The 26,058-nt window shown below is 65.7% G+C and carries 25 protein-coding genes; 15 read left to right on the top strand and 10 right to left on the bottom strand.

The window, feature by feature from the left end; all coding sequences use genetic code 11:
• Window positions 1–355: 355 nt before the first annotated feature.
• Window positions 356–1,180, top strand: coding sequence for a Crp/Fnr family transcriptional regulator (locus SOM18_RS08015; protein WP_052149411.1), 825 nt, complete (start codon window positions 356–358; stop codon window positions 1,178–1,180).
• Between the two features lie 178 nt (window positions 1,181–1,358).
• Here the strand turns inward: SOM18_RS08015 and SOM18_RS08010 are convergent, their stop codons facing one another.
• On the bottom strand, window positions 1,359–4,193 hold the full coding sequence (locus SOM18_RS08010) for a TonB-dependent receptor (protein WP_235188345.1): 2,835 nt from the start codon (window positions 4,191–4,193) through the stop codon (window positions 1,359–1,361).
• An 873-nt stretch (window positions 4,194–5,066) separates the two neighbouring features.
• On the opposite strand from SOM18_RS08010, the gene SOM18_RS08005 reads away from it, so the two are divergent.
• From SOM18_RS08005 to SOM18_RS07990, 4 genes are all read left to right on the top strand, one after another.
• Window positions 5,067–5,717 carry a carbonic anhydrase gene (locus SOM18_RS08005; protein WP_031394264.1) on the top strand — a complete coding sequence of 217 codons (651 nt, stop codon included), beginning with the start codon at window positions 5,067–5,069 and terminating at the stop codon, window positions 5,715–5,717.
• Window positions 5,718–5,887: 170 nt separating this feature from the next.
• Window positions 5,888–6,688, top strand: coding sequence for a class I SAM-dependent methyltransferase (locus SOM18_RS08000; protein WP_159512524.1), 801 nt, complete (start codon window positions 5,888–5,890; stop codon window positions 6,686–6,688).
• 70 nt (window positions 6,689–6,758) lie between these two features.
• Window positions 6,759–7,802, top strand: a complete 1,044-nt coding sequence (locus SOM18_RS07995; protein WP_320481511.1) for a sensor histidine kinase — start codon at window positions 6,759–6,761, stop codon at window positions 7,800–7,802.
• Between the two features lie 101 nt (window positions 7,803–7,903).
• Window positions 7,904–8,596: a dienelactone hydrolase family protein gene (locus SOM18_RS07990; RefSeq protein WP_320481510.1), complete on the top strand. Its 693-nt coding sequence runs from the start codon at window positions 7,904–7,906 to the stop codon at window positions 8,594–8,596.
• A gap of 54 nt (window positions 8,597–8,650) precedes the next feature.
• Here the strand turns inward: SOM18_RS07990 and SOM18_RS07985 are convergent, their stop codons facing one another.
• Together SOM18_RS07985 and SOM18_RS07980 are read right to left on the bottom strand one after the other, a co-directional pair.
• The gene (locus SOM18_RS07985; protein WP_031440373.1) at window positions 8,651–9,547 is read right to left on the bottom strand and encodes an ROK family protein; all 897 of its coding nucleotides are present in this window, start codon (window positions 9,545–9,547) and stop codon (window positions 8,651–8,653) included.
• Between the two features lie 71 nt (window positions 9,548–9,618).
• A complete protein-coding gene (locus SOM18_RS07980; protein WP_042466987.1) occupies window positions 9,619–10,848 on the bottom strand; it encodes an ROK family transcriptional regulator in 1,230 nt (409 codons plus the stop codon).
• Between the two features lie 263 nt (window positions 10,849–11,111).
• Between SOM18_RS07980 and SOM18_RS07975 the strand changes: the two genes are divergently transcribed.
• Both SOM18_RS07975 and SOM18_RS07970 read left to right on the top strand, forming a co-directional pair.
• Window positions 11,112–11,621: a DUF697 domain-containing protein gene (locus tag SOM18_RS07975; RefSeq protein ID WP_052149412.1), complete on the top strand. Its 510-nt coding sequence runs from the start codon at window positions 11,112–11,114 to the stop codon at window positions 11,619–11,621.
• Between the two features lie 38 nt (window positions 11,622–11,659).
• Window positions 11,660–11,956 (top strand): hypothetical protein, encoded by a 297-nt coding sequence (locus tag SOM18_RS07970; RefSeq protein ID WP_031393817.1) that lies wholly within the window; start codon window positions 11,660–11,662, stop codon window positions 11,954–11,956.
• Window positions 11,957–12,025: 69 nt separating this feature from the next.
• Here SOM18_RS07970 and SOM18_RS07965 read toward each other — a convergent pair whose 3' ends face one another.
• The 7 genes from SOM18_RS07965 to SOM18_RS07935 form a co-directional block, all read right to left on the bottom strand.
• The gene (locus tag SOM18_RS07965; RefSeq protein ID WP_244649069.1) at window positions 12,026–12,976 is read right to left on the bottom strand and encodes a D-alanyl-D-alanine carboxypeptidase family protein; all 951 of its coding nucleotides are present in this window, start codon (window positions 12,974–12,976) and stop codon (window positions 12,026–12,028) included.
• A 5-nt stretch (window positions 12,977–12,981) separates the two neighbouring features.
• A complete protein-coding gene (locus SOM18_RS07960) occupies window positions 12,982–13,335 on the bottom strand; it encodes a hypothetical protein (protein WP_084215397.1) in 354 nt (117 codons plus the stop codon).
• A gap of 11 nt (window positions 13,336–13,346) precedes the next feature.
• On the bottom strand, window positions 13,347–14,924 hold the full coding sequence (locus tag SOM18_RS07955; protein ID WP_320481509.1) for a L,D-transpeptidase family protein: 1,578 nt from the start codon (window positions 14,922–14,924) through the stop codon (window positions 13,347–13,349).
• Between the two features lie 145 nt (window positions 14,925–15,069).
• On the bottom strand, window positions 15,070–16,701 hold the full coding sequence (locus SOM18_RS07950) for a M28 family peptidase (protein ID WP_031441670.1): 1,632 nt from the start codon (window positions 16,699–16,701) through the stop codon (window positions 15,070–15,072).
• A gap of 83 nt (window positions 16,702–16,784) precedes the next feature.
• Window positions 16,785–17,597: a DUF1206 domain-containing protein gene (locus tag SOM18_RS07945; RefSeq protein WP_031441669.1), complete on the bottom strand. Its 813-nt coding sequence runs from the start codon at window positions 17,595–17,597 to the stop codon at window positions 16,785–16,787.
• 139 nt (window positions 17,598–17,736) lie between these two features.
• Window positions 17,737–18,582, bottom strand: coding sequence for an EAL domain-containing protein (locus SOM18_RS07940; RefSeq protein WP_320481508.1), 846 nt, complete (start codon window positions 18,580–18,582; stop codon window positions 17,737–17,739).
• 167 nt (window positions 18,583–18,749) lie between these two features.
• Window positions 18,750–20,258 carry a YifB family Mg chelatase-like AAA ATPase gene (locus SOM18_RS07935; RefSeq protein ID WP_320481507.1) on the bottom strand — a complete coding sequence of 503 codons (1,509 nt, stop codon included), beginning with the start codon at window positions 20,256–20,258 and terminating at the stop codon, window positions 18,750–18,752.
• Between the two features lie 137 nt (window positions 20,259–20,395).
• Between SOM18_RS07935 and SOM18_RS07930 the strand changes: the two genes are divergently transcribed.
• From SOM18_RS07930 to dapE, 8 genes are all read left to right on the top strand, one after another.
• On the top strand, window positions 20,396–20,713 hold the full coding sequence (locus SOM18_RS07930; protein ID WP_235188444.1) for a hypothetical protein: 318 nt from the start codon (window positions 20,396–20,398) through the stop codon (window positions 20,711–20,713).
• Between the two features lie 87 nt (window positions 20,714–20,800).
• Window positions 20,801–20,935 (top strand): 50S ribosomal protein L34, encoded by a 135-nt coding sequence (gene rpmH / locus SOM18_RS07925; protein ID WP_031393806.1) that lies wholly within the window; start codon window positions 20,801–20,803, stop codon window positions 20,933–20,935.
• A gap of 83 nt (window positions 20,936–21,018) precedes the next feature.
• On the top strand, window positions 21,019–21,357 hold the full coding sequence (gene rnpA, locus SOM18_RS07920) for a ribonuclease P protein component (protein WP_249403285.1): 339 nt from the start codon (window positions 21,019–21,021) through the stop codon (window positions 21,355–21,357).
• A gap of 196 nt (window positions 21,358–21,553) precedes the next feature.
• Window positions 21,554–21,802 carry a membrane protein insertion efficiency factor YidD gene (yidD, locus tag SOM18_RS07915; RefSeq protein ID WP_081874402.1) on the top strand — a complete coding sequence of 83 codons (249 nt, stop codon included), beginning with the start codon at window positions 21,554–21,556 and terminating at the stop codon, window positions 21,800–21,802.
• On the top strand, window positions 21,799–23,508 hold the full coding sequence (gene yidC, locus SOM18_RS07910; protein ID WP_031441665.1) for a membrane protein insertase YidC: 1,710 nt from the start codon (window positions 21,799–21,801) through the stop codon (window positions 23,506–23,508). Before yidD ends, yidC begins: the two co-directional genes overlap by 4 nt.
• A gap of 26 nt (window positions 23,509–23,534) precedes the next feature.
• Window positions 23,535–24,197, top strand: coding sequence for a ribosome biogenesis GTP-binding protein YihA/YsxC (yihA, locus tag SOM18_RS07905; RefSeq protein ID WP_031393803.1), 663 nt, complete (start codon window positions 23,535–23,537; stop codon window positions 24,195–24,197).
• A gap of 66 nt (window positions 24,198–24,263) precedes the next feature.
• Complete coding sequence (locus tag SOM18_RS07900) at window positions 24,264–24,938, top strand: glutathione S-transferase (protein WP_031441664.1); 675 nt, start codon at window positions 24,264–24,266, stop codon at window positions 24,936–24,938.
• Entirely contained in the window at window positions 24,935–26,056 is a 1,122-nt protein-coding gene (gene dapE / locus SOM18_RS07895) for a succinyl-diaminopimelate desuccinylase (protein ID WP_031441663.1), read from the top strand. Before SOM18_RS07900 ends, dapE begins: the two co-directional genes overlap by 4 nt.
• Window positions 26,057–26,058 lie beyond the last annotated feature (2 nt).

Raw genomic sequence — 26,058 nt, 5'->3', positions numbered from 1 at the left:
CTCGCATAACCTCCCTCGCGGAAGGCTTGGAGCATCTGGTTGTTTGCGACCGCAGCAACCAGACCGTGTGGCCGTTCGCTGCGGTGACACCCCTCTAGGCCCACTCCCCAATCCCGTCAAACGCAAATTTCACTTTTATGGCAATTTTTGCGCCTTGGAGCGTTTTGCGCCCCCAACGGCGCGGAACAGGGTTGGCGATAATCGTACGATCCCGGCCGCAGGAACGACGCGATCCAGCTGCGTTGCCACTGAGCGGGATCAGGATATTCCATAAGTCGAGCGATTCGAACGGTGAGCCGAGCGCATCACACCCTTCCCCGGTCATCCACCGCAGAGGCGTTCTCGTTCCTGCTTGATGACCAGCGTCTTATCCGAACATCGCCCCGGCAGCACCTCAGGCCCACGCACGTCTTTTGCGACGCGGAGTCCCGCGGCGGACAAGCTCGTCCAGAAGCTGCGCGACCGGCATCCCCTGTCGACTGCGGAGGAGGTCGCGCTTAACACGTTGCTTGCGGCCAAGGCCGGGCCGATTTCCGGTCGGACGGTGTTGCTCGACCGGGGGATGCAGCCAAGCGGGATCCATGTCCTGCTTGACGGCTGGGCGTGCCGCTACACGATGCTCGTCGATGGGCGCCGTCGGATCGTCGCCTTTTATCTCCCGGGCGATGTCTGTGACTTCGACGTCTTCCTGCTGGCGGGGATGGACCAGACGATCGCCGCGATCACCCCTGCACGCGTTGCGGTGGTCGATGCCCCGATGCTAGCCGTGCTTGCCATCGACCACCCGCCCCTGACGCAGGCCCTGTGGTGGGAATCGCTGACCGCCGCCGCGATCCAGCGCGCCTGGACGCTCAATGTCGGGCAACGCAGTGCCAAACAGCGAATCGCACATCTGTTGTGCGAGCTATATCTGCGAATGGACCGGGTTGGGCTGGTGCAGGACGGCAGCTGTGCGCTGCCGTTGACCCAGTTTCATCTGGGGGATGCCTGTGCGCTGACGTCCATCCACACCAATCGTGCGCTTCAAGAGCTGCGCCGTGACGGCTTGCTGTCGCTCGAGGCCCGACGCCTGACGATCCACGACTGGCCGGCGCTGGTCGATCTGGCCGCGTTCGACCCCGCCTATCTCCAACTGTCCAAAGAGCCTGGCACGTCCGGCGATCGTGCGGCCCTTGGCTAAATAGCGACCCGGGTGGCGGTCGGCTTCTTCATAGAGGTCCAGCAAAGGCGGGGTTGCCGCTCCGGCGCGCCACGCCACCCCGTTAAGCCATGAACGCCCGCTCGCCACAGAGCCGTCTGCAGACAGGCGGTCTCCGGGCGAGCGAGACTCGACGCGGCCTATTTAACGGCCGCCAGACCTACAGGCGGAAGGACAGCGACGCGACATAGGTCCGCCCGTTCTTGTAGAAAGCCGTGGGCCGATCGGGCGTCGCGTTATACTGGCGATAGGTCTCGTCGAGCAGGTTCTGCGCGTTGAGCGACAGCGTGACCTGCTTGGTCAGGTTGAACCCTGCCGACAGATCAAGCTGGTTATACGCGGCGACCATTTCGCGCGAGCCGAGACGGCCAATCGTGCGGAAATATTTCGTCCGGTAATTGTAGCTCAACCGCGCCTGGAACGGTCCGCTTTCGAAATAGGGGATCACGTTGACGGTGTGCTTCGACAGATAGGGAAGGTTGAGATCGGCACCCGACGCGTCGGTCGAGGAGGTCGTGCTGTCCTGATAAGTATAATTCGCCTGGAGCCCGAACCCGCCCCATATCTCGCTCTGCCCGGACACGAGTATGCCGTTCACCTTCGCCTTACCACCGTTGATCGGCTGCGAAACGCTGTAATTGTTCTCCAGCCGCCCGGTCAGCGAATTGAACAGCGTCACCCCCTCGGTCCGGGTCGTGATGATGTAGTTGCTGATGTCGCGACGGAAGGCCTCGACCGCGAGCAGGCTGCCCGGACGCGGGTAGAATTCCGCGGTCAGCTCGTAATTGGTCGACTCATACGGCTTCAGATTGGGATTGCCGCCACCCGCATCGCGCGTCGTATCGTTTTGCGAGATCGATGCCGCCAGATCCTGATAGCGTGGCCGCGAGATCACCTTGGCGACCGCACCGCGGAAGATGAGCGACGAACTCGCCTCATAGGCGATATTGAAGCTCGGCAGGAACTTCAGATAGTCGGTCGATGTCGTCGTCGGGGTCGGCACGGGGTTGGGGTTGGCCGCGGTCGACAGCGTCAGCGCATAGTCCGAAACGTCCTTGGTATAGACCAGCCGGCCACCGATATTGCCGCGAAAGCCGCTCTGCTCGAAATTGAGCTGCGCATAGCTCGCCGCGACGGTTTCCTTGACCCGGGTCGACGCGCCGATCTTGCGGATCAGCGGCGAATTGATCGCATTCGCCAGGATATCGATCACCGACTGTTCGGACAGGTTCAGATACTGCGTCGCGTTGCCCAACCCGCCGCTGCCGCTGAATGTGCCGTCCGGAGTCGACGCGGTCGGCACGTTGAGCTGCGATGCAAGCTGCGACGTGGTGAGATAGGTGTTGATGCCGCGACCGTCGATGCGGTTGACATGGTCGGTGACGCGTGCGCCGAGCATCAGTTGCGTGAACGGCCCGAACGACACCGGGATCGTCGCATCATAGCCGCCGAAGATGTCGCGATCGGTCGTCACGCTGTAATCGAGCCCGCCGATCTGCGCCGCGTTCAGCTGCGTGCCGCCGACCAGCACCGGGCTGCCCTCGATCTGTGCCGGATTGTTGTTCGGGTTGGTGAAGTAGTTTGCAGGGTTGGTCGGATCGCCGGTGAAATTGACCGTCGCCGTATCGTTGGTGAAGGCATAGCTGAATGGCAGTCTGGTCTGCACGTTGAACAGATATTCGGGATTGCGCCCGCCCCTCGCCCGGCTCCAGCCACCCGCGAACGACACCTTGGCGCCGTCATCGCCTTCCCAATCCGCAAACAGGTTGAGATTGTCGGTGGTCAGCTTGGTCTTGCGGACGAGCGTGTCGAGCTGCGCACTCTGGCTCGTCGCGGCACCGAAGGTCGCGGCGTTGACGACCCCGTTGCTGATATTGGCCGACTGCAGCACGTTGCCCGTCCAGGCCCCGGGAATGGTGTACATCGACTGGCTGTAATTGTCGTAATTGCCGTTGATGTGCAGGCCGTTGAGCGTCAGCGTCAGCTCCGAGCTGGGGCGGTACTGAACGGTGCCGGACACGCTCTTGCGCTCGCGCGTCTGCTGGAAATAGGCATAGTTGATGCCGAACGGCGAAGCGGCCTTGTAGAGATCCGCAATTGTTCCGCCGGTGATGGTCGCACCCGGGCTCTTCAGGCTGAGCGTGCCGTCCTGCGCGCGGTTGACGAACGGGCTGTTATAGGTGCCGTCCGCATTCGCCGCGGCATTGTCATAGCCGAAGAATTCCACGCCGGCGCGCGTCAGGCTCTGCTTGTCATAGGTCGCGGCGACCAGCACACCGAACGTCTCCGCATCATTCTTCCAGCTGTACAGCCCCGAGCCGCGGACATTGCCCTTGTCCGAACGGTCGTTGTACGAATAGCCGCCCGACGCGAAAATCGAATTGGCCTTGAGCTCGAGCGGCCGGCGGGTGCGGACGATGACGGTGCCGCCAAGGCTACCCTCCTCGATCCGCGGCTCGGGCGACTTGTACACCTCCAGCCGGTCGACGAGTTCGGGCGCGAGCAACGAATAGTTGAAGGTGCGGCTCGAAGGGTCATTGTCGTTGCCGCCCCAATCCGCCGATGCGAGCGCATGACCGTCGAGCAGCATCCGGTTGAGCGCGGGATCGGTACCAAGGATGGCGACCTTCTCGCCCTCGCCGAAGCGCCGATCGATGCTCACGCCGGGGATGTGCGACAGCGATTCGGCGACGTTGCGGTCAGGAAACTTGCCGATCGCTTCGGCGCTGATCACGTCGACCACGGCATTGGCCTCGCGCTTGACCGCGATCGCGCTGCGCAGGCTGCCGCGGATACCGGTGACGACGATGTCGCTGTCCGCGTCCCCCGAGGGGGCGGCCTGCGTGGGGGGGGTCTGAGCGGATACGGGCTGCTCGGCGGCGGCTGGGGGGGCCGAAGACGGCGCGGTCTGTGCGCCCGCAGGCGCGATCAGCCCGGCGATCGCGCTGGCGACCACGCCGGTGGATGCGAGCAACATCTGCTTAGGAAAAACCATTGGTCAAAGCCCCTTTTCATAGGCGCCATCGCGCCATCCCGATGCAGCCCATGCCTGCACCCGTAAATCCCGCGAATCGCCCGGTATTCTTTTGGTAGCCAGGTCGATGTCTAGGCGCCGCTACCTATATCAAATTCATTTTCCGAATCTAATGCGAAAATTACCTTTTTATTACCAATTCTGGGAGGAACGCATTCCAGTCCGGCGGTTGCCCCGTGGCTGCGGACCTGACGCCAGCGAGACCCGGGCCAAGTCCGTTCGACAAGGCAAGACGCGTCAGCGCATCAATTTGCCAAGGTACTCCACGTTTCGGAAGATGGTGTCAGTCGCGAGCCGAAGACACATTCCTTTGCCCGTCGAGGGACTTGCCCACGCTTACTGACAGGCGCTAGCGCATCATGACCCCGGCAGCTGACGCCAAGATCGACCGCAGCGGATCTAATACTCTCTTAGGCTCGCGAGGCATCCGTTGGCGAACCCCGAATAAGGGCAACACTCCGTACCAATATAGGATGTTTGCGGCGTCCACTGAGCCATGCGGTTTGTGCGCGGCGGGTGTCGCTACCAGCCCCAGCGAAAGCGCTGATTAGGCGAGCGCAAAATATCCTCGTAGCGCAATGCTGCGCGCGGCAGCGCCCTGTCCATGGCGCCGGAGCCCCTGCCCATGGCATAGGGCCTGACCAACCCCATGGTCGCGCAATTCCTCCGTGCGGGGGGCGTGCCTACGATTCCCCCGTACCTGCGCCACTCGCGGGGCAGATCGCTCGCCCTATCGCAGGATCGGCAGTGTTGCGGGCTTCCCGGGGAACCGCTCGCATGACAAGGGGTTTCTGAAATTGGCCGTTTTGGCCGTATCCCGGGAGACGATACACAATGACTGATTTTGCCGATCTTGTAGATGGATACCAGCGGTTTCGGACGTCCGACTGGCGCCGCCAGCATGACCGTTGGGAGAAATTGAAAGTCGGACAGGAACCGCGCGTCATGGTGATCGCCTGTTCGGACAGCCGGGTCGAACCCGCGCAGATCTTCGACACGTTGCCTGGTGAGATGTTCGTCGTCCGCAACGTCGCCAACCTCGTTCCGCCGTTCGAGACGGGCGGCGGCTATCACGGCGTTTCTGCCGCGGTGGAATTTGCGGTCACGCAGCTCAAGGTCGGCGAGATCGTCGTACTCGGCCATGGCCAGTGCGGCGGCTGCAAGGCGGCGCTCGCAGGCACGTTCGACAAGGCAGAGCGCGGCCAGGGTGGCTTCATCAGTGACTGGGTGCATCTGCTCGATGGCGCACGCGAGTCCGTCGCCAAGGATCATGCCGACCTGAAGTCGGAAGAGGCTCGCGAGGCGATGGAGCAGGCTGCCGTGCGGACTTCGATCGAGAATCTGCGGACCTTCCCGTTCGTCCGCGATGCAGAGGCCGCTGGTGATCTCGAGATCCGCGGCGCGGTGTTTGCGATCGACGACGGCATTCTGCGCGTGATGGACGAGGATGGCGGGTTCACGCCGGCTCAGCCCCGCGCGGACTGATGTCGAGGCCGGGCCGGCGAAAGCCTCGTCGGCCCGGCGCATCTTTACTTCAAACCTTATCTGCTGGCCGCTGCGAGCTCTCGCAAATGGTCAGGGGAAACCGAGACTGTAGGCGGGTTGCGGCCCGTCAGATTAGGGCGCTATGTTGCTGGCTTCTGACTGGAGGTCCTATGACGCGCCTTGCCTTGGTTATCGCTGCCGGCCTGTCGGCCGCCACAGCGGCGTATGCCGCACCCGATCCCGCGCCGAGCGCCGCTCTCGTCGCGGCGACCAAAGCCGGGACGCGAACGCCCGCGACGATCGCGCGCGACGCTTTCCGCCACCCCGCCCAGACGCTGGCGTTTTTCGGTGTGAAGCCTGGTGACACGGTCGTCGAGATCTGGCCCAGCGGCGGCTGGTATACCGAGATCCTTGCGCCCTATCTCGCGGCCCGCGGCACGCTTTATGCCGCTGCGCCGAGCGAGAAGGGTCTCGCAGCTGTCCGGGCCAAGCGCCAGGCGATGCCCGAAGCCTATCGCGCGCTGCGCTATGCCATGTTCCCGGCAGTCGCCGGCCAGCCGACCGTTCCCGCAGGCTCGGCGGACGTCGTGCTGACCTTCCGCAACGTGCACAACTGGCGGTTCGGGGCCGCCGATCAGACCCAGGCCGCGTTCGACCAGATGTTCGCGATGCTCAAGCCCGGCGGCACGCTTGGCCTTGTCGAACACCATCTGCCCGAAGCGTCGGGCAAGATCGAGGAAGGCAAGAGCGGCTATATGAAGCGGTCGTCGGTCATCGCCTATGCCACCAAGGCAGGATTCAAGCTGGCAGGCGAGAGTGCGGTCAATGCGAACCCGAAGGATACGCATGACTATCCCAAGGGCGTGTGGACCCTGCCGCCCAATTACGCCGAGGGCGATGTCGACCGCGCGCGCTATGCCGCGATCGGCGAAAGCGACCGGATGACGCTCAAGTTCGTCAAACCCCGTTGATCGCCGCGCAGAGTGTCACCCGCCGCATCCAAGATTTGGAAGCGGCGGGCTACGCTGTTACGACACTCGTGTGACCGCCACCCCACTCCGTTTCCTCGAACGTCTGCCGCTGCTATGGGATCGCCGCGCCATCGCGTACGGCGTTGCGGTCGCCCTCTCCATCGCTGCCTGCGCAATCCGGATCGGCGTCGATCACCTGCTGCCGCCTGGCTTTCCGTTTTTGACCTTCTTCCCGGCGGTCATCATCTCGTCCTTCCTGCTCGGGCGCGGTCCCGGTTCAGCGGCTGCACTGTTGTGCGGTGTGCTGGCCTGGTATTATTTCATCGCGCCACGCCAAGGGTTCACACTCGGCGTCGATACCGCGGTAGCACTGCTCTTCTATGCCGCAGTCGCTGCCGTCGACATCGCGCTGGTCCACTGGATGCAGCAGGCCAATCACCGGCTGCGCGACGAGCGCGAACGCAACGCCGACCTTGCGCTGCGCAGCGGGCTGCTGGCTGATCGAACCGAGGTGCTGTTCCGCGAATTGCAGCACCGCGTATCGAATAATCTCCAGATGATCGGGGCCGTCCTCGCGTTGCAAAAGCGCGGTATCGCCGACCCTGCCGCGGCTCTTGCACTCGACAATGCAGCGACCAAGATCACGCTGATCGGCCGGATCCAGCGTCAGCTTTACGATACCAGCGGATCGCTGATCGCGCTTGACCAGTTCCTCCATCAACTGACTGCCGACGTGATCGAGGCGGGTGGCAATCCGGGTATCGTCCACTCGGTTTCCGCACCGCCCGGCGTCATGTTACCCCCCGACGCGCTGATCCCCGTTGCGCTGATCATGGCGGAGGCGATCGCCAACGCGATCGAGCATGGGCTGGTGGGACGCGATCATGGCAGCATCCGGGTCGATCTCGTCCAGACCGCCACCGGGTTGCAGCTCTGCGTGACCGACGACGGCGCCGGACTGCCCGAGGGATTCGACACGCGCGGCTCGACGAGCCTCGGCCTGAAGATCGCCAACACGCTAGCGCGACAGCTCGGTGGCAGCTTCGACGTCAGAAGCGCCGATCCGGTCGGCGCACAAAGCGTGCTGACCATCCCCCATTCCCCCGCAGGATAGCCCGTTACCTCATGATCATCCGCAACGACGAATTCATCGATATCCCTCGAATCGCCAGCCGTACTCCTTCGGATGATGCCATGCCGTCACCAGGCGGCGTCATGCGCACGCACCTGTTCCGCCCCGCGGTCGAGGGACGCTATCCCGGCGTTCTGCTGTTCTCGGAGATCTACCAGGTCACGGACCCGATCCGCCGGCTTGCTGCCTATGTCGCCGGTCACGGCTTCTGTGTCGCGGTGCCCGAGGTCTATCATGAGTATGAGCAACCCGGGACGGTGCTGCGCTACGACGCGGCCGGCACCGATCGCGGCAACGCGCTGAAGGTCACGAAACCGGTTCCCGCCTTTGACGAGGATGCGGTCGCCGCGCTCGACGGCCTTGCTGCGCACCCCGCCTGTACCGGGCGGCTTGCGACGATGGGCGTCTGCCTGGGGGGACATCTCGCCTATCGCGCCGCACTCGATCCCCGCGTTGCAGCGGCTGCATGCTTCTACGCGACCGACATCCACGGCGGAACGCTCGGTGCGGGCAAGCAGGATGATAGTCTGGCGCGCATGGCAGAGCTGAAGGCGGAAACGCTGTTCATCTGGGGGCGGCAGGACCCGCATGTCCCGTTTGCCGCGCGCGAGACGATCCGCGCGCGACTGGAGGCGGTCGGTGCCACTTATGGCTGGCTAGAGGTCAACGGCCAGCACGCGTTTTTGCGTGACGAGGGACCACGCTATGATCCCGCCCTGTTCGCCCAGACGCTGAACGCGGTCATCGCTCTATTTAACCGCACCCTAGCCGGATGACGGCCCACCGCCGGTCAGCCGGCTAGGCGCCTCGCGGGCTCCGACGCAGGAGGCTCAGCGCGGCCACAACCGCGCTGCGCCGCGCACGCCCGAGGAATCACCCCAACGGGCCGGCACCACCTGCCCCTTCCAGTCGCCACCGAAGCTGTAGCGATCGATCACCGCGGGAAGCCGGGCGTAGATCGCCTCGACATTCGACATGCCGCCGCCGAACACGAAGACGTCCGGGTCGACGATATTGGCGATCATCGCCAGCGCGCGTCCGAGCCGATCGACATAGGTGTCGAGCGATGCGACCGCGTCGGCTTCGCCGTGTCGCGCGGCCTCGACGATCGCGGCGCCGTCGAGCATCTTCCCCGACCGCGCGGCATGGTCCTGCCGGAAACCGGTCCCCGATATCAGCATGTCGAGACACCCGTTTTGTCCGCACCAGCATGACGGACCGGGATATTCCGCCGCGGTCATCCACGGAAGCGGGACATGGCCCCATTCGCCGCCCATGCCGTTCGCGCCCTCGACGATGTGCCCGTCGACGACCAGCCCGCCTCCGACGCCGGTCCCGACGATCACCGCAAAGGCGGACCGCGCTCCCGCTGCCGCACCATCGACCGCTTCGGACAGTGCCATGCAATTCGCGTCATTGGCCATCCGGACCTGACGGCCCAGCGCAGTCTCCAGATCCTCGCGAAAGGCGCGGCCGTTGAGGAAGGTGGCGTTCGAGTTGCGCATCAGCCCGTCGCGCGGACTGATCGATCCGGGCGTACCGACCCCGATCGAGCCCATGGCGCCCGCCTCGCTCTCGGCGCGAGCGATCAGCTCGCCGATCGTCCCGATGGCGTCGTCGTAATTTCCCGGGTTCGGGCTGCGCACGCGGGCGAGGAACTGGCCGTCGGCGTCAAGGGCCGCTGCCTCGATCTTCGTGCCGCCGACATCGATACCGATCTGGATCACTGCATCTCTCTCTGACTTTGGTTTGGAGGCACCCTGCCCGCGAGAAAGATAAAGTCAATTTGCTTTAACAATCAGCCCTTAATCAGGATGGCGTCCGACGGCAGGATCCGGTCGAGAAACGGCAGGATCGCAGCGCCCACGGCGGGCGCATCGCGCGATAGTGTGGCGCGCCGGATCGGTGCACGCGCCGGGATCGTCGGCGCCGCCGCGATCAGCTTGCGCGTCGTTTCCGACGCCAGTCGGTCTAGCACCGTATCGGGCAGGCGTCCGCCGATCAGCACCGCGGCCGGATTGATCAGGCAGTTGACGGCGGTCAACGCGGGCACGAGCGCGCTCGCGCACTCGTCGACCCATGCATCAAGTGTCGCGCCGAACTGTTCGGCAACGTCCAGCGCCGGGTCGAACGGCGTGGTCAAGCCAGCCTGTTCAAGCCGCGCGGCGAGCGCGGACAAGGACACCACGTCCTGAAGCACCTGTCCCGGCATGCCCGCCAGCGGCAGAAAGCCGAGCTCCCCGCTGCGGGCGTCGGCGCCGCGATAATAGGATCCGTCGATGACGACCCCGCCCCCAAGCCCTGCGCTGACCAGAATGTAGAAGAAGCTCGCATGGTCGAGCCCGCCACCGAACTGCGCCTCGCCGATCGCCGCCGCCGCCGCGTCATTATCGATATGGACCGACCAGGGAACGACACCGGCGAGCAGCGCCTGGAGGTCGACAGCACCCCAGCATTCATAGCCCGCCGGACGATGCGGCAACGCCACCTGCCCCAGATCGTCGGGCAGTGCCACGCCGACGCCGAGGATGCGATCGGCGCGCAGCACGTCCGATCGCCGGATTTCCGCGATCTCCTTGCCGACGATACCAATGATGTCGTCGGGCATCGCGAACGCGATCTGCTGTGTGAACCGGGACCGGACCTGCCCCGCCAGATCGAGCGATACGAGCGTGACGTGATCACGGTCGATGTTCAGCCCGATCGCAAAGCATCCATCGGGGTTGATCCGCAATCGCACCGCCGGCTGGCCGCGTCCGCCCTTGCGGCGCCCGGCATCGACGATGAGATCGGCCTCGAACAGGCGCCCGGTGATATTCGCGATCGTTGGCGCGGTGAGGTTGGTCATCGTCGCGATCTCGGTCCGGGTGATGTCCGGGTTTCGACGGATCACCTGAAGCACGACGCGCTGGTTATAGTCGCCGGCCCGTTCGAGATTGGTGCCCGACAGGCTTGGGCCGAGCCGCACCGCGCGTTCCTCCGCAGTCACCCCGCCACCGGCATGCGGCTCGAAATCCGAGAAATCCACGGCTTGCTCCCTCCCCGGAACGTCGAGGCGCGCGTCGATGTGACTTCGCGCACCGCCCCGTCAGTCGTGCGTGCCGACGGCCCCAAATGCGATCCTATAGTCCGACATCCACCTCAACCGGTCAATTGAATATGCCAAGTTGGTTATATCTCCGCACCGGCCCGGCACGGCAGCCTGCATCCGGCAGCGAACAGGCGACGTCGCGCAGTTTCAAAGCGTGTGGTATCGCGCCGCAATTCAACCATTTGGAAAGATCGACATCGATGATTACACGGCTCGAAGATCTGGAGCGGGTCCGCGCCGAAAGCCGGTCGCTTGTCACCCGGCGATCCTTGATGTCGGCGGGCGCCGCAGTCGTACCGATTCCGGGCGTCGACCTGGTCGCGGATGTCGGCCTGTTGACGACCCTGCTGCCGAAGATCAGCGAAATGTTCCAGCTCGATCACGAGCAGGTGCAAAAGCTCGAGCCGCATCTCGCGCAGCAGGTTCTGGTGATGGCGTCGAGCATGGGCAATAACGTGATCGGGCGCATGGTCACCAAGCGGGTCGTAGCGGCGCTGCTGCGGCGCGTCGGTGCGCGGGTCGCGGCGGGATCGCTTGCCAAATATGTACCGTTCGTCGGTTCAGCCTTTGCCGCCACGATCAGCTTCGGGGCGATGAAGCTGGTCGGCAACGCGCATATCGAGGATTGCTACAAGACGGCGCTGGCCTTGCTGCCCGCGTCGGGGCAAATCGCTCCGGTCTCGACCCCGGCGGGCGGTATCGCACGCTGACCCCGGCGCACGCAGCGCCCCACGAACAGGACCGACACATGGCGAAACAATATTGGGCACAGTTGATCGACTTCGAAGAGGAGATGCAGTCCGCGTGCATCTCCGGCGCGACCGATCACGAGGATGCCGCCGAGACGCTCATCTCCGACTTCGTCGGGCAGATGGGTGGAGAAATCACCAAGGGCGCTGTGCGCGTCTGGGTACAGGGCGAAAACCGCGAGAAGGTCTATGACTGGACCGTCGACCTGATCATCCCAGAGGATGACGGCACGCACGGCGGCGAAGATGAAGAGATCGAGGTCGAGGCCGAGATCGAGTTGATCGAACGCACCTGACGCCCCCGCGCCAATCAGGCACCCCGTGCGCCGTGGCGTACGGGGTGCCCTGGCTTGAGCCGCAACAGATTAGCTCGGGGCGCCCTCGCCGCCGTTGAACCCGCGCTCGAGAATCTGTGCGACGAGCCGATCGCGTGAGCGCGCGGTTCGCTCTCCCAGGACGACGGCGATCAGTCGGCGGTTGCCGCGCTTGGCCGATGCCGCCAGATTGAACCCCGCCTCGACCGTATAGCCGGTCTTGATGCCGTCGAGCCCGTCAAAGGCGCCGAGCATGTGATTGTGGTTCTGCAACTGCCGTCCAGCCCAGCGAAACGACCGGGTGCTGAAATAGGCATAGCGATCCGCATGCTGGTCGATCAGTGCCTTGGACAACATGGCCATGTCGGTCGCGGTCGTGAGATTGGCGCCGGGCAATCCGGTGACGTTGGTGAACGACGTCCGCCGCATGCCGAGCGTCCGCGCCTTTGCGGTCATCCGCCGCGCGAAGCCGGCTTCGCTGCCACCCAGTTTTTCGGAAAGCGCTACCGCCACGTCATTGGCCGAACTCACCGCGATCGCCCGGATGGCTTCGCCGACGGTCAGCCCGGCACCGGGTCGCAGACCGAGCCGTGACGGCGGCTGGTTCGCCGCGGCCCGCGAGAATTTGACGGTGTCGGACAGCTGCAGCTTGTTCGCGTCGAGCGCGTCGAACGCCAGGAACAACGTCATCATCTTGGTCAGCGACGCGGGTCGACGGACCAGATTGGCCCCTTGCGCATATAATACCCGGCCATCGCGCGCATCGATCAGGATGGCCGACACCGTCCGCGCCGCCGCCGGCGATGGCGCGGCGAGCACCGGTTCCGCCAAAGCCGGAACCGCCATTGCCGTCCCGGGAATCGCCGCCAGCGGAACCGGCGCGGCGCGGCTCGCCACGCCGGCGGGCGACGCCGTCGATACCGCAGACGACATGGGCAGAACCAGCGTGGCCAGCGCCGCCAGCACGGCCGGGATACGGCGCTGATAGGCGCCGGTCGGCATCGGCCTCACTGCGGCTCCATCTCGTTCGTGGCGGGCACGTCATCGGCGGGTTCGCTCGCGATGCTGCCGTCGCGGCGGACGCGCGCAGTCATGCCGGTCGCATCGGCATCGTCCTGCATCTGAACGTCCGGCCCGATTTCCGGAGCGGGCGGGGCCTCGGCTTTCACCTCTGCAGGGGCGGGCGCAGGCGCTTCCTCGACCACCGCCGGCGCCTCGGCCTCGGCGGGGGCCTCGTCCTCATACGCGCTGTTTTCGGTCACGGGTGCGGTGTCCGGCTCGGACGGGGAACAGCCGCCGAGCGCGGTCGCCAACAGGCTCGCGCCGAGCGCGAAGCGGATCGCATATGCCTTCGTCGTCATGGTCATGTCCCTCATCGTGCTGCCATCGCCTGCGCCGCCGACCGTGCCTCGATCTTGGAGGCCAGTGTCGAATCCCAGCTATAGGGATCCGCGCGGAAGTTCATCTGGCCGTTACCACTGGCGAATGCCGTCCAATAGAGGAGATAGACCGATACGGGCTTGCTAAGCCGCGCCCGCACCGTAGCGCCCTTATCGACCGTCGCCGCGACCGTCTCGGGGGTCCATTGCGGATCACCCGCCAGCAGGAGGTTGGCAAGCTCGGCGGGCTTTTCGAGCCGGACGCACCCATGACTCGCCAGACGGCTGAAGCTCGCAAACTTCGCGCGTGACGGGGTGTCGTGCAGATACACCGAATAGGGATTGTCGAAATCGAACTTGTACCGCCCCAGCGCGCTCTGCGTACCAGCGGCCTGCTGCAGCCGCGTGCCGCCGATCACCTTGAAGCCGTTGCGCTTCAGGTATCCCGGATTGGCCTTTTCCTTCGGCCAGAGCTCGCGTGTCGCGATCGAGGTCGGGACGTTCCAGGGCGGATTGATCACGACGCTGTGAATCGTCGAGGTCAGCATCGGCGTCTCGTCACCCGGTCGCCCGGTGACCGCGCGCATCGACGTGATCGGCCGGTCGCCGTCGAATACCGTCAGGACCGCGGCGGCGATATTCACCTGAATGCGATCCTTGGGCAGTTCCTGCGGCAGCCAGCGCCAGCGTTCCATGTTCGCCATGATCTGGCGGACGCGATCGGTCGCCGAGACGTTCAGCGCGCCCAGCGTCTGCCCCGACACGATCCCGCTCGGGTTGAGCCCGTAGCGCCGCTGCGCGCGACGTACCCCCTCGAGCAGCGCGGCGTCGAACCGGTCGCCGCCGGCCGATACGTCCTTGTCCTCGACCGCGAGGCGCTGGCGCAGCGCGGTCACGCGTGGGCCCGTCGCGCCGATCGTCATGTCCGGCCCACTCGCCAGCACCGACCAACCGCCCGCCGCCGCGATCGCGCGATAGCGCTCGAGCCCGGCCTTGAGCCCGTCATACCCTGAATAGGGCGGCGGCAACGCGGCGAACCACGCGGCGATCCGGTCACGCTTCACCGCATCGGCAAAGCCCGGCAGCGGATCGAAGGCGGGCGGGCGCATGCCCCAGTCACGCTGGAAGTCTGCCTCGGACAAACGCCCAGCATGCACCGCGCGGGCATGGTCGAGCGCTTCGCGGACCAATGTGTCGTTGTCGACGTCGAGCACCAGCGCCGGCCGCGCGAGGGCAAGCCCCTGCCCCATCGAGTCCGACGCAAGCAGCTTCTGCAGCTGTTTGACCTGGGCAACGGACAGCACCGGCATGCGAACGGTAGGCACCACTGGCGGCACCGCCATGCGCGGCGTCATCGCTTGGGCCGGAAGCGCAGGCTGGCTGGCCGGCGGGTTCGATGGGGAGACAGGCCTTTGCGGCTGGGTCTGGAACAGTTGCGGCGGCACCAGCTGCTCCTGCGGCGCTCGGGCCGAAACGGCGTCGACCGGGAGCAACAGGGCCACCACCGCGGCACCGCTCAGCATCGTGCCGAACCAGGGGGCGTTCGTCTTTGTCTTTGAAAGGCTTTGCATAGCGTCCCTATAGCGATCGCGTCCTGCGTCGCACGGGCAATATCGCCCTAGCCTGAATAAAGCCCGGACGACGCGATATTTCCCGCCGCCTTGCTGACTATCACAGGGCCCAACGCCCCCTTCGGCCCGGCCACGGCCGTGCCCGTCATTTGCGCGCCGCCCGAGTCGCGTCGCGCGCCGCTGCGAACGGCTCGGACGCGTTCCAGACCGGCCATGCCGTCCCCTCGGCGACCTCGCGGCCCAGCGCATAGGCGACGCTGCCCTCCTGCGCGGCGCCGGTCATGTCCCAGCGTGCGTCGAATTCGTCGCAGGTCTGATGATAGCATCGTGCGTTGAACCGATCGCGCATCGCCTCGCCCGCCTTCGCCCCGCCCGTCACCAGATCGCGGCCCGCGCGGAAATACACCCCCGGCACGCCCTTCTGCGCCAGCGCATAATGGTCCGAGCGGTAATACCAGCCCGCCTCGGTATTCTCCTCGGGCACGATCCGCAGCCCCTGCGCCGCCGCAACCCGCGTGAGGTCACGCTCCATCGGCGTTCGCCCGACGCCGATCAGTTCGAGATCGCGGGTTCGCCCCAGCACGACATGCGGGTCGAGATTGAACTGTGCCGCGGTCGTCGCGAGCGGCAGGACCGGGTGGTCGGCGTACCAGCTTGCACCAAGCAGCCCCTTCTCTTCCGCAGTCCACAGCGCGAACACGACCGAACGCCGCGGCCGGGCGGCGCCCGCATAAGCGTGCGCGATCTCGAGCAGCGTCGCGGTGCCGGTCCCGTTGTCGATCGCGCCGTTGCGGATCCGGTCCGCGGGCGGATCGAACGCGTTCTCCCCATAGGCATCCCAATGCGCGCCATAGAGAATGCTGCCCGCCGCGGGATCGGTGCCCGGAAGAACGCCGACGACATTGTGGCTCGCGACATGTTCCATCCGCGTTTGAACACGCGCCGACAGGGTCGCACCCTTCAATATGATCGCAGCGAAATCGGCGCGCTGTGCGGCAGCCTTCGCCGCGGCATAATCCAGCCCCGCCTGCCGCAGCAGACGGATTCCGATGTCGTTGCGCAGGTTGCCGCGCAGTCCGAACGCCGCAGGCACCGTCCCGGTGTCGAGCGCATAGCCCGGTACCGCGTCGCCGTTCGCGATCTGCAGCCAGGGATAGCTGGCCGGAAACGTCTCGTGGATCGTCAGGAACGCCGCTGCGCCGCGCTTCTGCGCCTCGCTGAGCTTGGTCCGTGCGGCCGGACTTGAGGCCCGTCCCCCAAATCCCAAGTCGCGTCCCGCCTCGACATCGGGATCGCCGGCCAGGGCGACGACGATCTTGCCGCGCACATCGACCCCGCGATACGGATCATAGCCGAGCTTCGGTTCGACCACGCCATAGCCGACAAAAACGATATCGGCATGATCGAGCTCGGTCGTACCGACGATCCGCGACGATGCCGCGATCTCGATCCCCGGCCGTAATGGCACCGACTGGTCGCCGAGATGCAGCGTGAAGGTTGCGGCTTCGCGGGTCCAGCGCAGCAGGGGCACACGCTGCCGATAGCTGGAGCCGACAATGGGTTTCAGCCCGAGTTGCTTGAAACGTCGCTCGAGGAATTCGAGCGTGACCGCCTCACCCGCCTGGGTCGGCCCGCGCCCATGGAACGCATCCGCGCTCAGCGTCTTGACGTCCGCCTTGATCCGGTCGGGCGACAGGATGGGTGGCCGTGGATCAGCGGCGATGGCGGCGGTGGTGGCCGAGACGGTGAGCAGCAGCAGCGGCAGGAGGCGTTTCATCGGCACAACCTGCCCGCGATGTGTCACGTGCACAAGCGAACGAATGAGATCGCACGCTATTCCCGCGCCTTAGGCCGCGATCTTCAGCCCGGCAGACGAACCTGAACGCGGCGAAAGCGCGCTTCGACAAAGCTGTAGACGCCGAACAATCCCAGCCCGACGCCCGTCGCGGCCAACAGCCATTTGCCCCCCGGCTGGTCCTGCAGCATCGCCAGCGCGTCGGCCATGCCGCCGGCTTCGGTCGCATGCGCCTGCCATGCCGCGACCGCGAAAAAGCCCGCGATGATCGTGAAGACGACCGCGCGGGCGCCATATCCCAGCCGCCCCATCGTGCAGACATAGGAAGGCAGCGAGCCGTCATTGTGCAGGTCCTTGACGAAATCGCCCTTCCAGGCTTTTTTCGCCTGCATCACCGCCGCGGTGAGGATACCGATTGCGACCACGGCAACCAGCACGCGGCCGAACGGCACCGACAGCAGCCAGCCGGTCCAGTCGCGGGCACTCTCGTCACCCGGGGACTGCCCGCCGCCGCCCGTCCTTGGTTGCCAGGCGAGACGTGCCGCACTCCAGGCAAGGATGAGGTGGGCGATCCCGCTGACGACGTGCCCGATCCGGGTCAAGGCGCCCTTGGCGTCGCGCATGATCTGCTCCGGATCGGCGATCGCTTCGGTCAGCCGCCATACCGCATAGCCGAGCAGACCCGCGGCAATGACGGCCAGCAGGACGGCACCGAGCTGCTCGTCCGCCAGCGATCCGATCGCACCCTGATTGTCGGCGATCGTTCCGCCGCGCATTGCCGCATCGACCGCAAACCAGGCAACCAGACAATAAACCAGCCCGCGCGCGGCGAAGCCGAGACGTGCGAGTTGCGTCGCACGGACATCCGAGATGGTCACCGCAAATCCCCCTGGATCATATTGATCGTTACGCCGGCTAAACCCGCCGTGCGCAGCGACGTTCCGCCGGCGGTCACGACATCGCCGCGGCGACGCGGATCGGCGCAGCCCGGTACCGCGCCCGGGCCGCACCGGACCGTCAGGCGTGGACCACCTCTGCGGCGTCCGCGAAGGGGACCGGAAGGCGTGCAATCGCGGGACGCGCGATCAGGTAGCCCTGGCACAACCGTACCCCGAGCGCGCGCAACGCCGCCAGTTCGCCCGAAGTCTCGATCCCCTCGGCGATCGGGATGATGCCAAGTTCGTCGCACAATGCGATGACCGCGGCGACGATCGACCGCTTCACGGCGGACCCGTCGATCCCGCGGATCAATGCCATGTCGATTTTGATGACATCGGGATTAAGTTCGGCGAGCAGCCCCAGCCCCGCATAGCCCGCGCCGAAATCGTCGATCGCGGTCACGAACCCTTGCGCACGGTACGCCTCGATGATCCGCCGTACATGCGGCACGTCGCGCATGCGTTCGTTCTCGGTGAATTCGAACATCAGGTTGCGCTTGTCGAAGCCGACCCGCGCCGCTGCCCCCAGCGTCGCCCGGATACAGGCATTGGGTTCATAGACCGCGTTCGGCATGAAATTGATCGACAGCTTCACGTCCTCGCCCGGCGTGAACAGCGCGCCAGCCATCTCTACCGCGCGCACACGGCAAGCCTGATCGAACCCGTAGATCATGTCCCCCGACACCCTGTCGAGGATCGCCCCCGCGCCCGCACCGTCGGTGCCGCGAACCAGCGCTTCATAGGCCCAGACCCGCTCCGTCGCGATGTTGACGATCGGCTGGAACGCCATCGTGAAATCGAACGGGAGCATGCTGCCGGTGCCACAGGCACCGCACGTCACACGGGTCGCCGTCTCGACTGGTGCGATCGCGTCCGCTGGAGCGCGGGATGCAGCCCGGAATGGGGCGGGGTCGATAAATGTCACTGTCGCTCCTTACCGCGCTCTGTCGGGGCCGGACGGGCATAAGGACCGGCGCGACGCCACCTCACTCCAAACTCGGTGAGGTCATTGTTAATCTACAACAATTAACAGAATGAGTAGTACTAGCTTATTATCATAGATCAAGTATCTTGTAGACGTGAAAACATGCGTCAATTGGTTGGCGGACGGCGGCGATAGCTCAGCGCTTCCGCGACATGGATACGCGCTACGTGATCGGCGCCGGCCAGATCCGCGATCGTCCGCGCGACGCGCAGTATTCGGGTGTAACCCCGAGCGGTCAGCCGCATCGCCTCTGCCGCCTGCACCAGCAGACGCTGTCCCGGCGCATCGGGGGTAGCGACCGACTCGAGCAACGGGCCGTCCGCCTGGGCATTCGTCCGCACGGGATGATCGCGATAGCGCTCGGTCTGCACTCGGCGCGCCACCGCCACTCGAGCCGCCACCGCTGCCGATCCCTCGCCGGCCTGGGGCAGGACGAGATCCGCCGCCGTGACCGCTGCCACATCGATGTGCAGGTCGATTCGGTCGAGCAGCGGCCCCGACACCTTCGCCTGATAGTCCGCGGCATAGCGCGGTGCCCGCGCACAGGCAAGGCCGGCATCGCCGAGATGACCGCAACGACACGGGTTCATCGCCGCGATCAGCTGGACGCGTGCGGGGAAGGTCACATGCGCATTGGCGCGCGCGACGCTGATCGTTCCCGTCTCAAGCGGCTGGCGCAGCGAATCGAGTACCGCCCGCTGGAACTCGGGCAATTCGTCAAGGAACAGCACACCCAGATGCGCCAGGCTGACCTCCCCGGGCTTCACCTTCAGCCCTCCCCCGGTCAGCGCAGCCATCGACGCCGAATGATGCGGGCTGCGGAACGGGCGGGTTCGAGTCAGCCGTCCCCCCGACAACGCGCCTGCCACTGACTGGACCATCGACACTTCGAGCGCCTCGGCGGGGTCGAGCGGCGGCAGGATCCCCGGCAGGCACGCCGCCATCAGCGATTTGCCCGACCCCGGCGGACCACACATCAGCAGATTGTGCCCACCCGCCGCAGCGACCTCCAGTGCGCGCTTGGCGGTCTCCTGCCCGCGAACCTGCGCAAGGTCAGGCCCGGCCGGCGCGACATCGACCTCGCCAGGCTGGGGCGCGCGCAGCAGGCCATGGCCTTTGAAATGGTTGATCAGCGCGAGCAGGTCGGGCGCGGCAACCACCTCGATCGACCCGGCCCAGGCCGCTTCCGATCCTTGCGAGGCCGGGCAGATCAGCCCCTTGCCCTCGTTCGACGCATGCAGCGCGGCGAGCAGGACACCGGGCGACGCGGTGATCCGCGCATCGAGGCCGAGCTCGCCGACGACGACATAATCGGCAAGCATTTCGGCATCGATCACCCCCATCGCCGCCAGCAATGCGAGCGCGACAGGAAGATCGAAATGCGATCCTTCTTTCGGCAGATCAGCCGGCGACAGGTTCACCGCGATCCGTTTCGGCGGCAATGCCAGCCCCATCCCCGCGATCGCGCCGCGGACCCGCTCGCGGCTCTCGCCTACTGCCTTGTCCGCCAGTCCGACGAGGTTGAACGCGGGAAGTCCCGGAATCAGCTGGACTTGTACTTCGACCGCGCGCGCTTCCAGCCCGAGATACGCCACCGTCGACACGATCGCCGCCATGAAAATCCCCCGCCGCGTCGCTCGTCATGGCGGATCGCCACCGTCACGCCCTATTCATACCGGATTTGGCCTTTGGGCAATGGCAGGCGGCACGGTGCCGTCTTGCCAACCTAACACACCGGTCCCAAATGCCTCGCGTGAACGCCGTCCGCTCCTCGACCTATCGCCTCGTCCAGCTGCTGTGCGGCGGGATGATGATCCTCGCCGCGCCTCTGCTGACACCGGTGCCCGGGCCGGCGGGGGTCTTCGTGTTTGCCGGCGGCATGGTCCTGGTACTGCGCAACTCGCCACGGGCACGGCGACGCTGGGGCCGGCTCAAGCGCCGCTGGCCGCGGGGCGGCCATTTCGTCGACCGGATGATGCGCCGCCGCAGCGCGTTGCGACGGCACGCGCGCGATCGTGCCGCCGCGGTTTCGCAGCCGATCGATTCGGCCAAGACGGAGCGGGTGAATTGACTTGTCACCGCGCTTTGCCTAAGCGCCCACCCATCAAGGCCGTCCCCGTGGCGGCCGTTTTCTATTTGATGACCTAGGGAATGACCAATGAAGCGGACCTTTCAGCCGAGCAACCTGGTACGTGCACGCCGTCACGGCTTCCGCGCACGGATGGCCACGGTCGGCGGCCGGGCAGTGATCCACGCCCGCCGCGCCCGCGGTCGCAAGAAGCTGTCGGCCTGACCGTCGCGGCCGGCGATGCTGGCCTGACGATCATGTCGAAACGCCGCGATTTTCTCGCGGCGAATGCGGGGAAGCGCGCACCGATGCCGGGATTCGTCCTGCTCATGCGCGCCCGCGATGACGGTGACGAGACGATGCGAATCGGCTTCACCGTCACCAAGAAGATTGGCAACGCCGTCGTCCGTAACCGCATGAAACGGCGGTTGCGGGCTTTGGCGCGTGAGCTGTTGGCGGAACGCGGTGTCGCTGGCGCCGATCACGTGCTGATCGGGCGCAACGGCGGCATCGAGCGTGATTACGCGCTGTTGCGGACCGAGCTCGGCAAGGCGTTCCGCAAGGTCACGCCGCAAGCACCAGCTGCTGCTGCAGTGGATACCACCACCCCGGCGAAGGCCGGCGCCCAGGTGGGAAAGCCCCTTTAATGCACCGCAGCCACTCGTCATTAGCGCCCCCCAACTGGGCCCCGGCCTACGCCGGGGTGGTCCGCGGTTTGGAGTGGCGCGGTGCCGAAGGCGCGATCTTGCCACGCTTCGTGTTCTCCCGCAAACGCGGGAGTCCAGTCTGGATCCTCGCCTTCGCGGGGAAACAGTTTTGGGGTACACTGGTCCCGGCCGCTTCGTGCTAGCCCGCCTCCTCATCCTCGTCGCGCGCGGCTGGCAACTCGGTCCTTCACTGGTCCTGCCGTCGAGCTGTCGCTACGATCCTTCCTGTTCCGCCTATGCAATCGAGGCCGTTGGGCGCTATGGCGCGCGCAAGGGGGGCTGGTTGGCGGCGAAGCGCATCGCGCGCTGCCATCCGTGGGGCGGGTACGGACCCGACCCAGTCCCAGAGCTGAAGCCTGAGAAATTGAAAGACGCCGCCCTGTGAAAGACGACAAGCAGAATTTCGTGCTGTTCGCGGTTATCGCGGCGCTCATCCTGTTCGGATGGCCGATGATCCAGGGCAAGTTCTTCCCGACGGCCAATCCACCGGTGACGAAAATCGAAGGCGGCAAGACCAAGCCCGTCGCGAACCCCGCCGCCGATCCGGCTGCCGACGGGGCCGCCGCAGTGCGCGATCGCGCCGCGGTCATCGCCGAGACGCCGCGCGTCCGCATCGAAACCCCGCGGGTGTCCGGCTCGATCAACCTGAAGGGTGCGCGGATCGATGATCTCGTCCTCAAGGGCTATGACGAAACCGTCGCGAAGGATTCTCCGCCGATCCGTCTGCTTTCACCGGCCGGTGCACCCGACGCCTATTTCGCGAGCTTCGGCTGGCGCGCGCAGGGGCTTGCTCCGCCTGCCGCTGACGCCGTCTGGACTGCGTCGGGCGCGACGACGCTGACGCCGACGACTCCGGTCACGCTCGATGCGACCAACGCCACGGGCCAGCGCTTCCGCATCCAGATCGCGGTCGACGGCGACTACATGTTCACGGTCCGCCAGACCGTGCTCAACGCTGGCACCGCGCCCGTCCCCGTTGCCACCTATGGCCTCGTCAACCGTGTCGGCATCTCCAAGGATCCGTCGTCGATGACGATCCACGTTGGGCCGATGTCGGTCGACAATGGCGGCGCGCATTACCGTCCGAACTACAAGGACATCGACGAGGCTCCGCAGAAGTTTTCGACCACCGGCGGCTGGCTTGGCTTCACCGACAAATACTGGCTGACCGCGCTCGTTCCCGACCAGGGCCAGGCGTTTGACGGCCAGTTCCGCGCGGGCGCCAACAAGGCCTATCAGGCGGACTACGCGCTGCAGCCCAAGCTCGTCGCCCCCGGCCAAGCGGTGACCCAGACGTCGCGCTTCTTTGCGGGCGCGAAGGAGGTCCGGCTGCTCGATCGCTATACCGATCAGGCGGGCGGCGTCGCCAAGCTCGATTATGCAATCGACTGGGGCTGGTTCCGGATCGTCGAGAAGCCGATCTTCTATTATCTCGACTGGCTGTACCGCACGGTCGGCAATTTCGGCGTCGCGATCATTTTGCTGACGGTGACGATCCGCGGCCTGCTCTTCCCGATCGCGCAGCGCCAGTTCAAGTCGATGGCCGCAATGCGCGCCGTCCAGCCCAAGACCAAGGCGCTGCAGGAGAAGTACAAGGACGACAAGGTCCGCATGCAGCAGGAGGTCATGGCGCTGTACAAGGCGGAGAAGGTCAACCCGCTCGCGGGTTGCGCGCCGACGCTGCTGCAGATCCCGATCATGTACGCGCTGTACAAGGTGCTGATGCTGACGATCGAAATGCGTCACCAGCCGTTCGTCGCATGGATCAAGGATCTGTCCGCGCCCGATCCGCTGACGCCGCTCAACCTGTTCGGTCTGCTGCCGTTCACCCCGCCGCACATGATCGCGATCGGCATCGTCCCGATCATCCTCGGCATCAGCATGTACTTCCAGTTCAAGCTGAACCCGACGCCGATGGACGACACGCAGAAGCAGGTCTTCAAGCTGCTGCCGTGGGTGCTGATGTTCGTGATGGCGCCGTTCGCCGTCGGTCTTCAGGTCTACTGGATCACGTCGAACTGCCTGACGATCCTTCAGCAGAAGCTCCTCTACGCCCGACATCCGGGCCTGCAAGCACCGGTGACCAAGTGAACGACCTTCCGACCGCCGGCTCGAACCTGGGTCCCGATCTCGAGCAGACCGACGCGCCGTTCACCGCGGAGCAGCTCGAGCATGCGCGCAAGCTGTTCGCCGGGCATGTCGGCTTCCTGAAGTCGGCGCCGACGCTCGAATTCCTGCCCGATGCGTCGGTGCCGGAGGTGGCGTTTGCCGGGCGGTCGAACGTCGGCAAGTCATCATTGCTCAATGCGCTGACCGGGCGCAATTCGATGGCGCGTACGTCGAACACGCCCGGACGCACGCAGGAACTGAACTTCTTCGAGGTCGGCGCGCCGCTCGCCTTCCGCCTTGTCGACATGCCGGGCTACGGCTTTGCCAAGGCGCCCAAGGATGTCGTCAAGAAGTGGCGCTTCCTGATCAACGACTTCCTGCGCGGCCGCGACGTGCTCAAGCGCGCACTCGTGCTGATCGACTCGCGCCACGGCATCAAGGACGTCGATCGCGAGATCCTCGAGATGCTCGACAAGGCTGCGGTCAGCTATCGCATGGTGCTGACCAAGGCGGACAAGATCAAGGCTTCGGAACTCGTCGAGGTCACCGAGCGCACGGCGGTCGAGGCCCGCAAGCGCCCCGCCGCGCATCCCGACATCCTCGTGACGTCGAGCGAGTACGGCATGGGCATCCCCGAACTGCGCGCGGCGGTCGTCGAAGCCGTCAGCTGACGCCCGTGCATCCGGCGAGGGCGGCAGAGATTGCCCTCGCCGCTCCCGCCCGCTAGTCCCCGGGCCATGAAACTCGTCATCGGCAACAAGGCCTATTCCTCCTGGTCGCTTCGCGGCTGGCTCGCGTGCAAGCAGTCCGGGCTGCCCTTCGACGAGGTCGTCGTCCCGCTCTACGATGCGGAATGGGAAAAGCGACGCCAGGGCGATGAGTTCGCCCCCTCGTCGGGCAAGGTGCCGATCCTCTGGGATGGCGAGGCGGTCGTATGGGACAGCCTGGCGATCATCGACTATCTCGCGGACAAGGTGGGTCGCGACCGCTTCTGGCCCGAAGACGAGGCGGCCCGCGCCATGGCCCGCTCGATGGCGGCCGAAATGCATTCGAGCTTCGCCGCGCTGCGCAAGAAGCACAGCATGAACGTCCGTCAGATCTTCCCGGCGCAGCGCCCCGACGACGATGTCCTGGTCGATCTCCAGAGGATCATGGAGCTCTGGGCTCAGGCGCGCGCGCGCTTTGGCGGAGGCGGCGATTTCCTGTTCGGTACGTTCGGCGCGGCCGACATCATGTACGCGCCCGTCGTCACGCGGATCGTCACCTATCAGCTGCCGATCGCCCGGTTCGCGCAGGGCTATATGCAGGCGATGTTCGACCACCCCTTCATGCAGGACTGGATCGCCGGCGCGCAGGAAGAGGATTGGGTGATCGAGCAATATGAGCAGCCGGCGCCGAGCGCGCTGCGGTGATCGATCCCTTGGCGCTGGCGCAGGCGCTGCTGGCCGAAGACAGCGTCACGCCGGCGCAGGGCCGCGTGTTCGACGTGCTGGAGGCGGCGCTGACGCCGATCGGCTTTGACGTCGACCGCTTCACGATCGGCGAAGCGCCCGACGGTCCGGTAGAGAACATGCTCGCAGTCCGGACCGGATCAGGGCCACACCTGGCATTTGCAGGGCATCTCGACGTCGTCCCCCCGGGCGAGGGGTGGCAGGGCTCGCCCTGGTCGGCCGAGGTTCGCGACGGCCTGCTCTACGGGCGCGGCGCAGTCGACATGAAGGGCGCGATCGCCGCCTTTGCGGCGGCCGCCAGCCGGACCGACGCGGGCACCGTGTCGCTGATCATCACCGGGGACGAGGAAGGTCCTGCCACCTTCGGGACGCGCGCGCTGATCGATCGCATGGCAACACGGGGCATCCATCCCGACCAGTGCATCGTCGGCGAACCGACCTCCACCGCCGCGCTCGGCGACACGATCAAGATCGGCCGGCGCGGCTCGGTCAATATCTGGATCAGCGTCCCCGGGCGGCAGGGTCACGTCGCCTACCCGCATCTCGCCGACAACCCGATCCCACGGCTGGTGGCGATACTTGCCGAGATCGAGACCGTCGCGCTCGACCAGGGCAATGCCTGGTTTCAGCCGTCGAACATCGAGGTCACCGATATCGCGGTCGGCAATCCCGCGCATAACGTCATCCCGGCCGCAGCGTCGGCGCGACTCAGCATCCGGTTCAACGACACGCATAGCGGCGACGCACTCATCGCCCGGATCGCCGCGCTGGCCGCACGTCATGATCCCGCAGCGGTCGTCACCGGCCGCGTGTCGGGTGAGGCCTTTCTGACGACCCCTGGCCCACTGTCGACGCTGGTGTCCGACGCGATCACGGCGGTGACGGGCGTCGTTCCCGACCTGTCGACGACGGGCGGTACGTCCGACGCGCGGTTTCTGGCGAAGCTGTGCCCGGTGGTTGAATTCGGGTTGATCAATGCGACGATGCACAAGGTGGACGAGGCGGTTGCGGTCGAGGACCTGTACCGACTGACCGACATCTATGCCGATGTCATCGTACGTGCGGTCGAGCGCGGATAGCG

This window comes from Sphingomonas sp. CFBP9019 (genome assembly GCF_034045155.1).
Taxonomy (GTDB): domain Bacteria; phylum Pseudomonadota; class Alphaproteobacteria; order Sphingomonadales; family Sphingomonadaceae; genus Sphingomonas; species Sphingomonas aerolata.
Note: the sequence above shows the minus strand (reverse complement) of the source record. Positions and strands in the feature narration are given on the sequence as shown.

Coding starts and splice junctions, on each gene's coding strand:
- SOM18_RS07965 (WP_244649069.1), bottom strand. CDS start 12,976: ATGCCGACCGGCGCCTATCAGCGCCGTATCCCGGCCGTGCTGGCGGCG.
- rpmH (WP_031393806.1), top strand. CDS start 20,801: ATGAAGCGGACCTTTCAGCCGAGCAACCTGGTACGTGCACGCCGTCAC.
- SOM18_RS07935 (WP_320481507.1), bottom strand. CDS start 20,258: ATGGCGGCGATCGTGTCGACGGTGGCGTATCTCGGGCTGGAAGCGCGC.
- SOM18_RS07970 (WP_031393817.1), top strand. CDS start 11,660: ATGGCGAAACAATATTGGGCACAGTTGATCGACTTCGAAGAGGAGATG.
- SOM18_RS07990 (WP_320481510.1), top strand. CDS start 7,904: ATGCGCACGCACCTGTTCCGCCCCGCGGTCGAGGGACGCTATCCCGGC.
- SOM18_RS07955 (WP_320481509.1), bottom strand. CDS start 14,924: ATGCAAAGCCTTTCAAAGACAAAGACGAACGCCCCCTGGTTCGGCACG.
- SOM18_RS07950 (WP_031441670.1), bottom strand. CDS start 16,701: ATGAAACGCCTCCTGCCGCTGCTGCTGCTCACCGTCTCGGCCACCACC.
- rnpA (WP_249403285.1), top strand. CDS start 21,019: ATGCCGGGATTCGTCCTGCTCATGCGCGCCCGCGATGACGGTGACGAG.
- SOM18_RS07900 (WP_031441664.1), top strand. CDS start 24,264: ATGAAACTCGTCATCGGCAACAAGGCCTATTCCTCCTGGTCGCTTCGC.
- SOM18_RS08010 (WP_235188345.1), bottom strand. CDS start 4,193: ATGGTTTTTCCTAAGCAGATGTTGCTCGCATCCACCGGCGTGGTCGCC.
- SOM18_RS07960 (WP_084215397.1), bottom strand. CDS start 13,335: ATGACGACGAAGGCATATGCGATCCGCTTCGCGCTCGGCGCGAGCCTG.
- SOM18_RS08005 (WP_031394264.1), top strand. CDS start 5,067: ATGACTGATTTTGCCGATCTTGTAGATGGATACCAGCGGTTTCGGACG.
- SOM18_RS08015 (WP_052149411.1), top strand. CDS start 356: ATGACCAGCGTCTTATCCGAACATCGCCCCGGCAGCACCTCAGGCCCA.
- SOM18_RS07975 (WP_052149412.1), top strand. CDS start 11,112: ATGATTACACGGCTCGAAGATCTGGAGCGGGTCCGCGCCGAAAGCCGG.
- SOM18_RS08000 (WP_159512524.1), top strand. CDS start 5,888: ATGACGCGCCTTGCCTTGGTTATCGCTGCCGGCCTGTCGGCCGCCACA.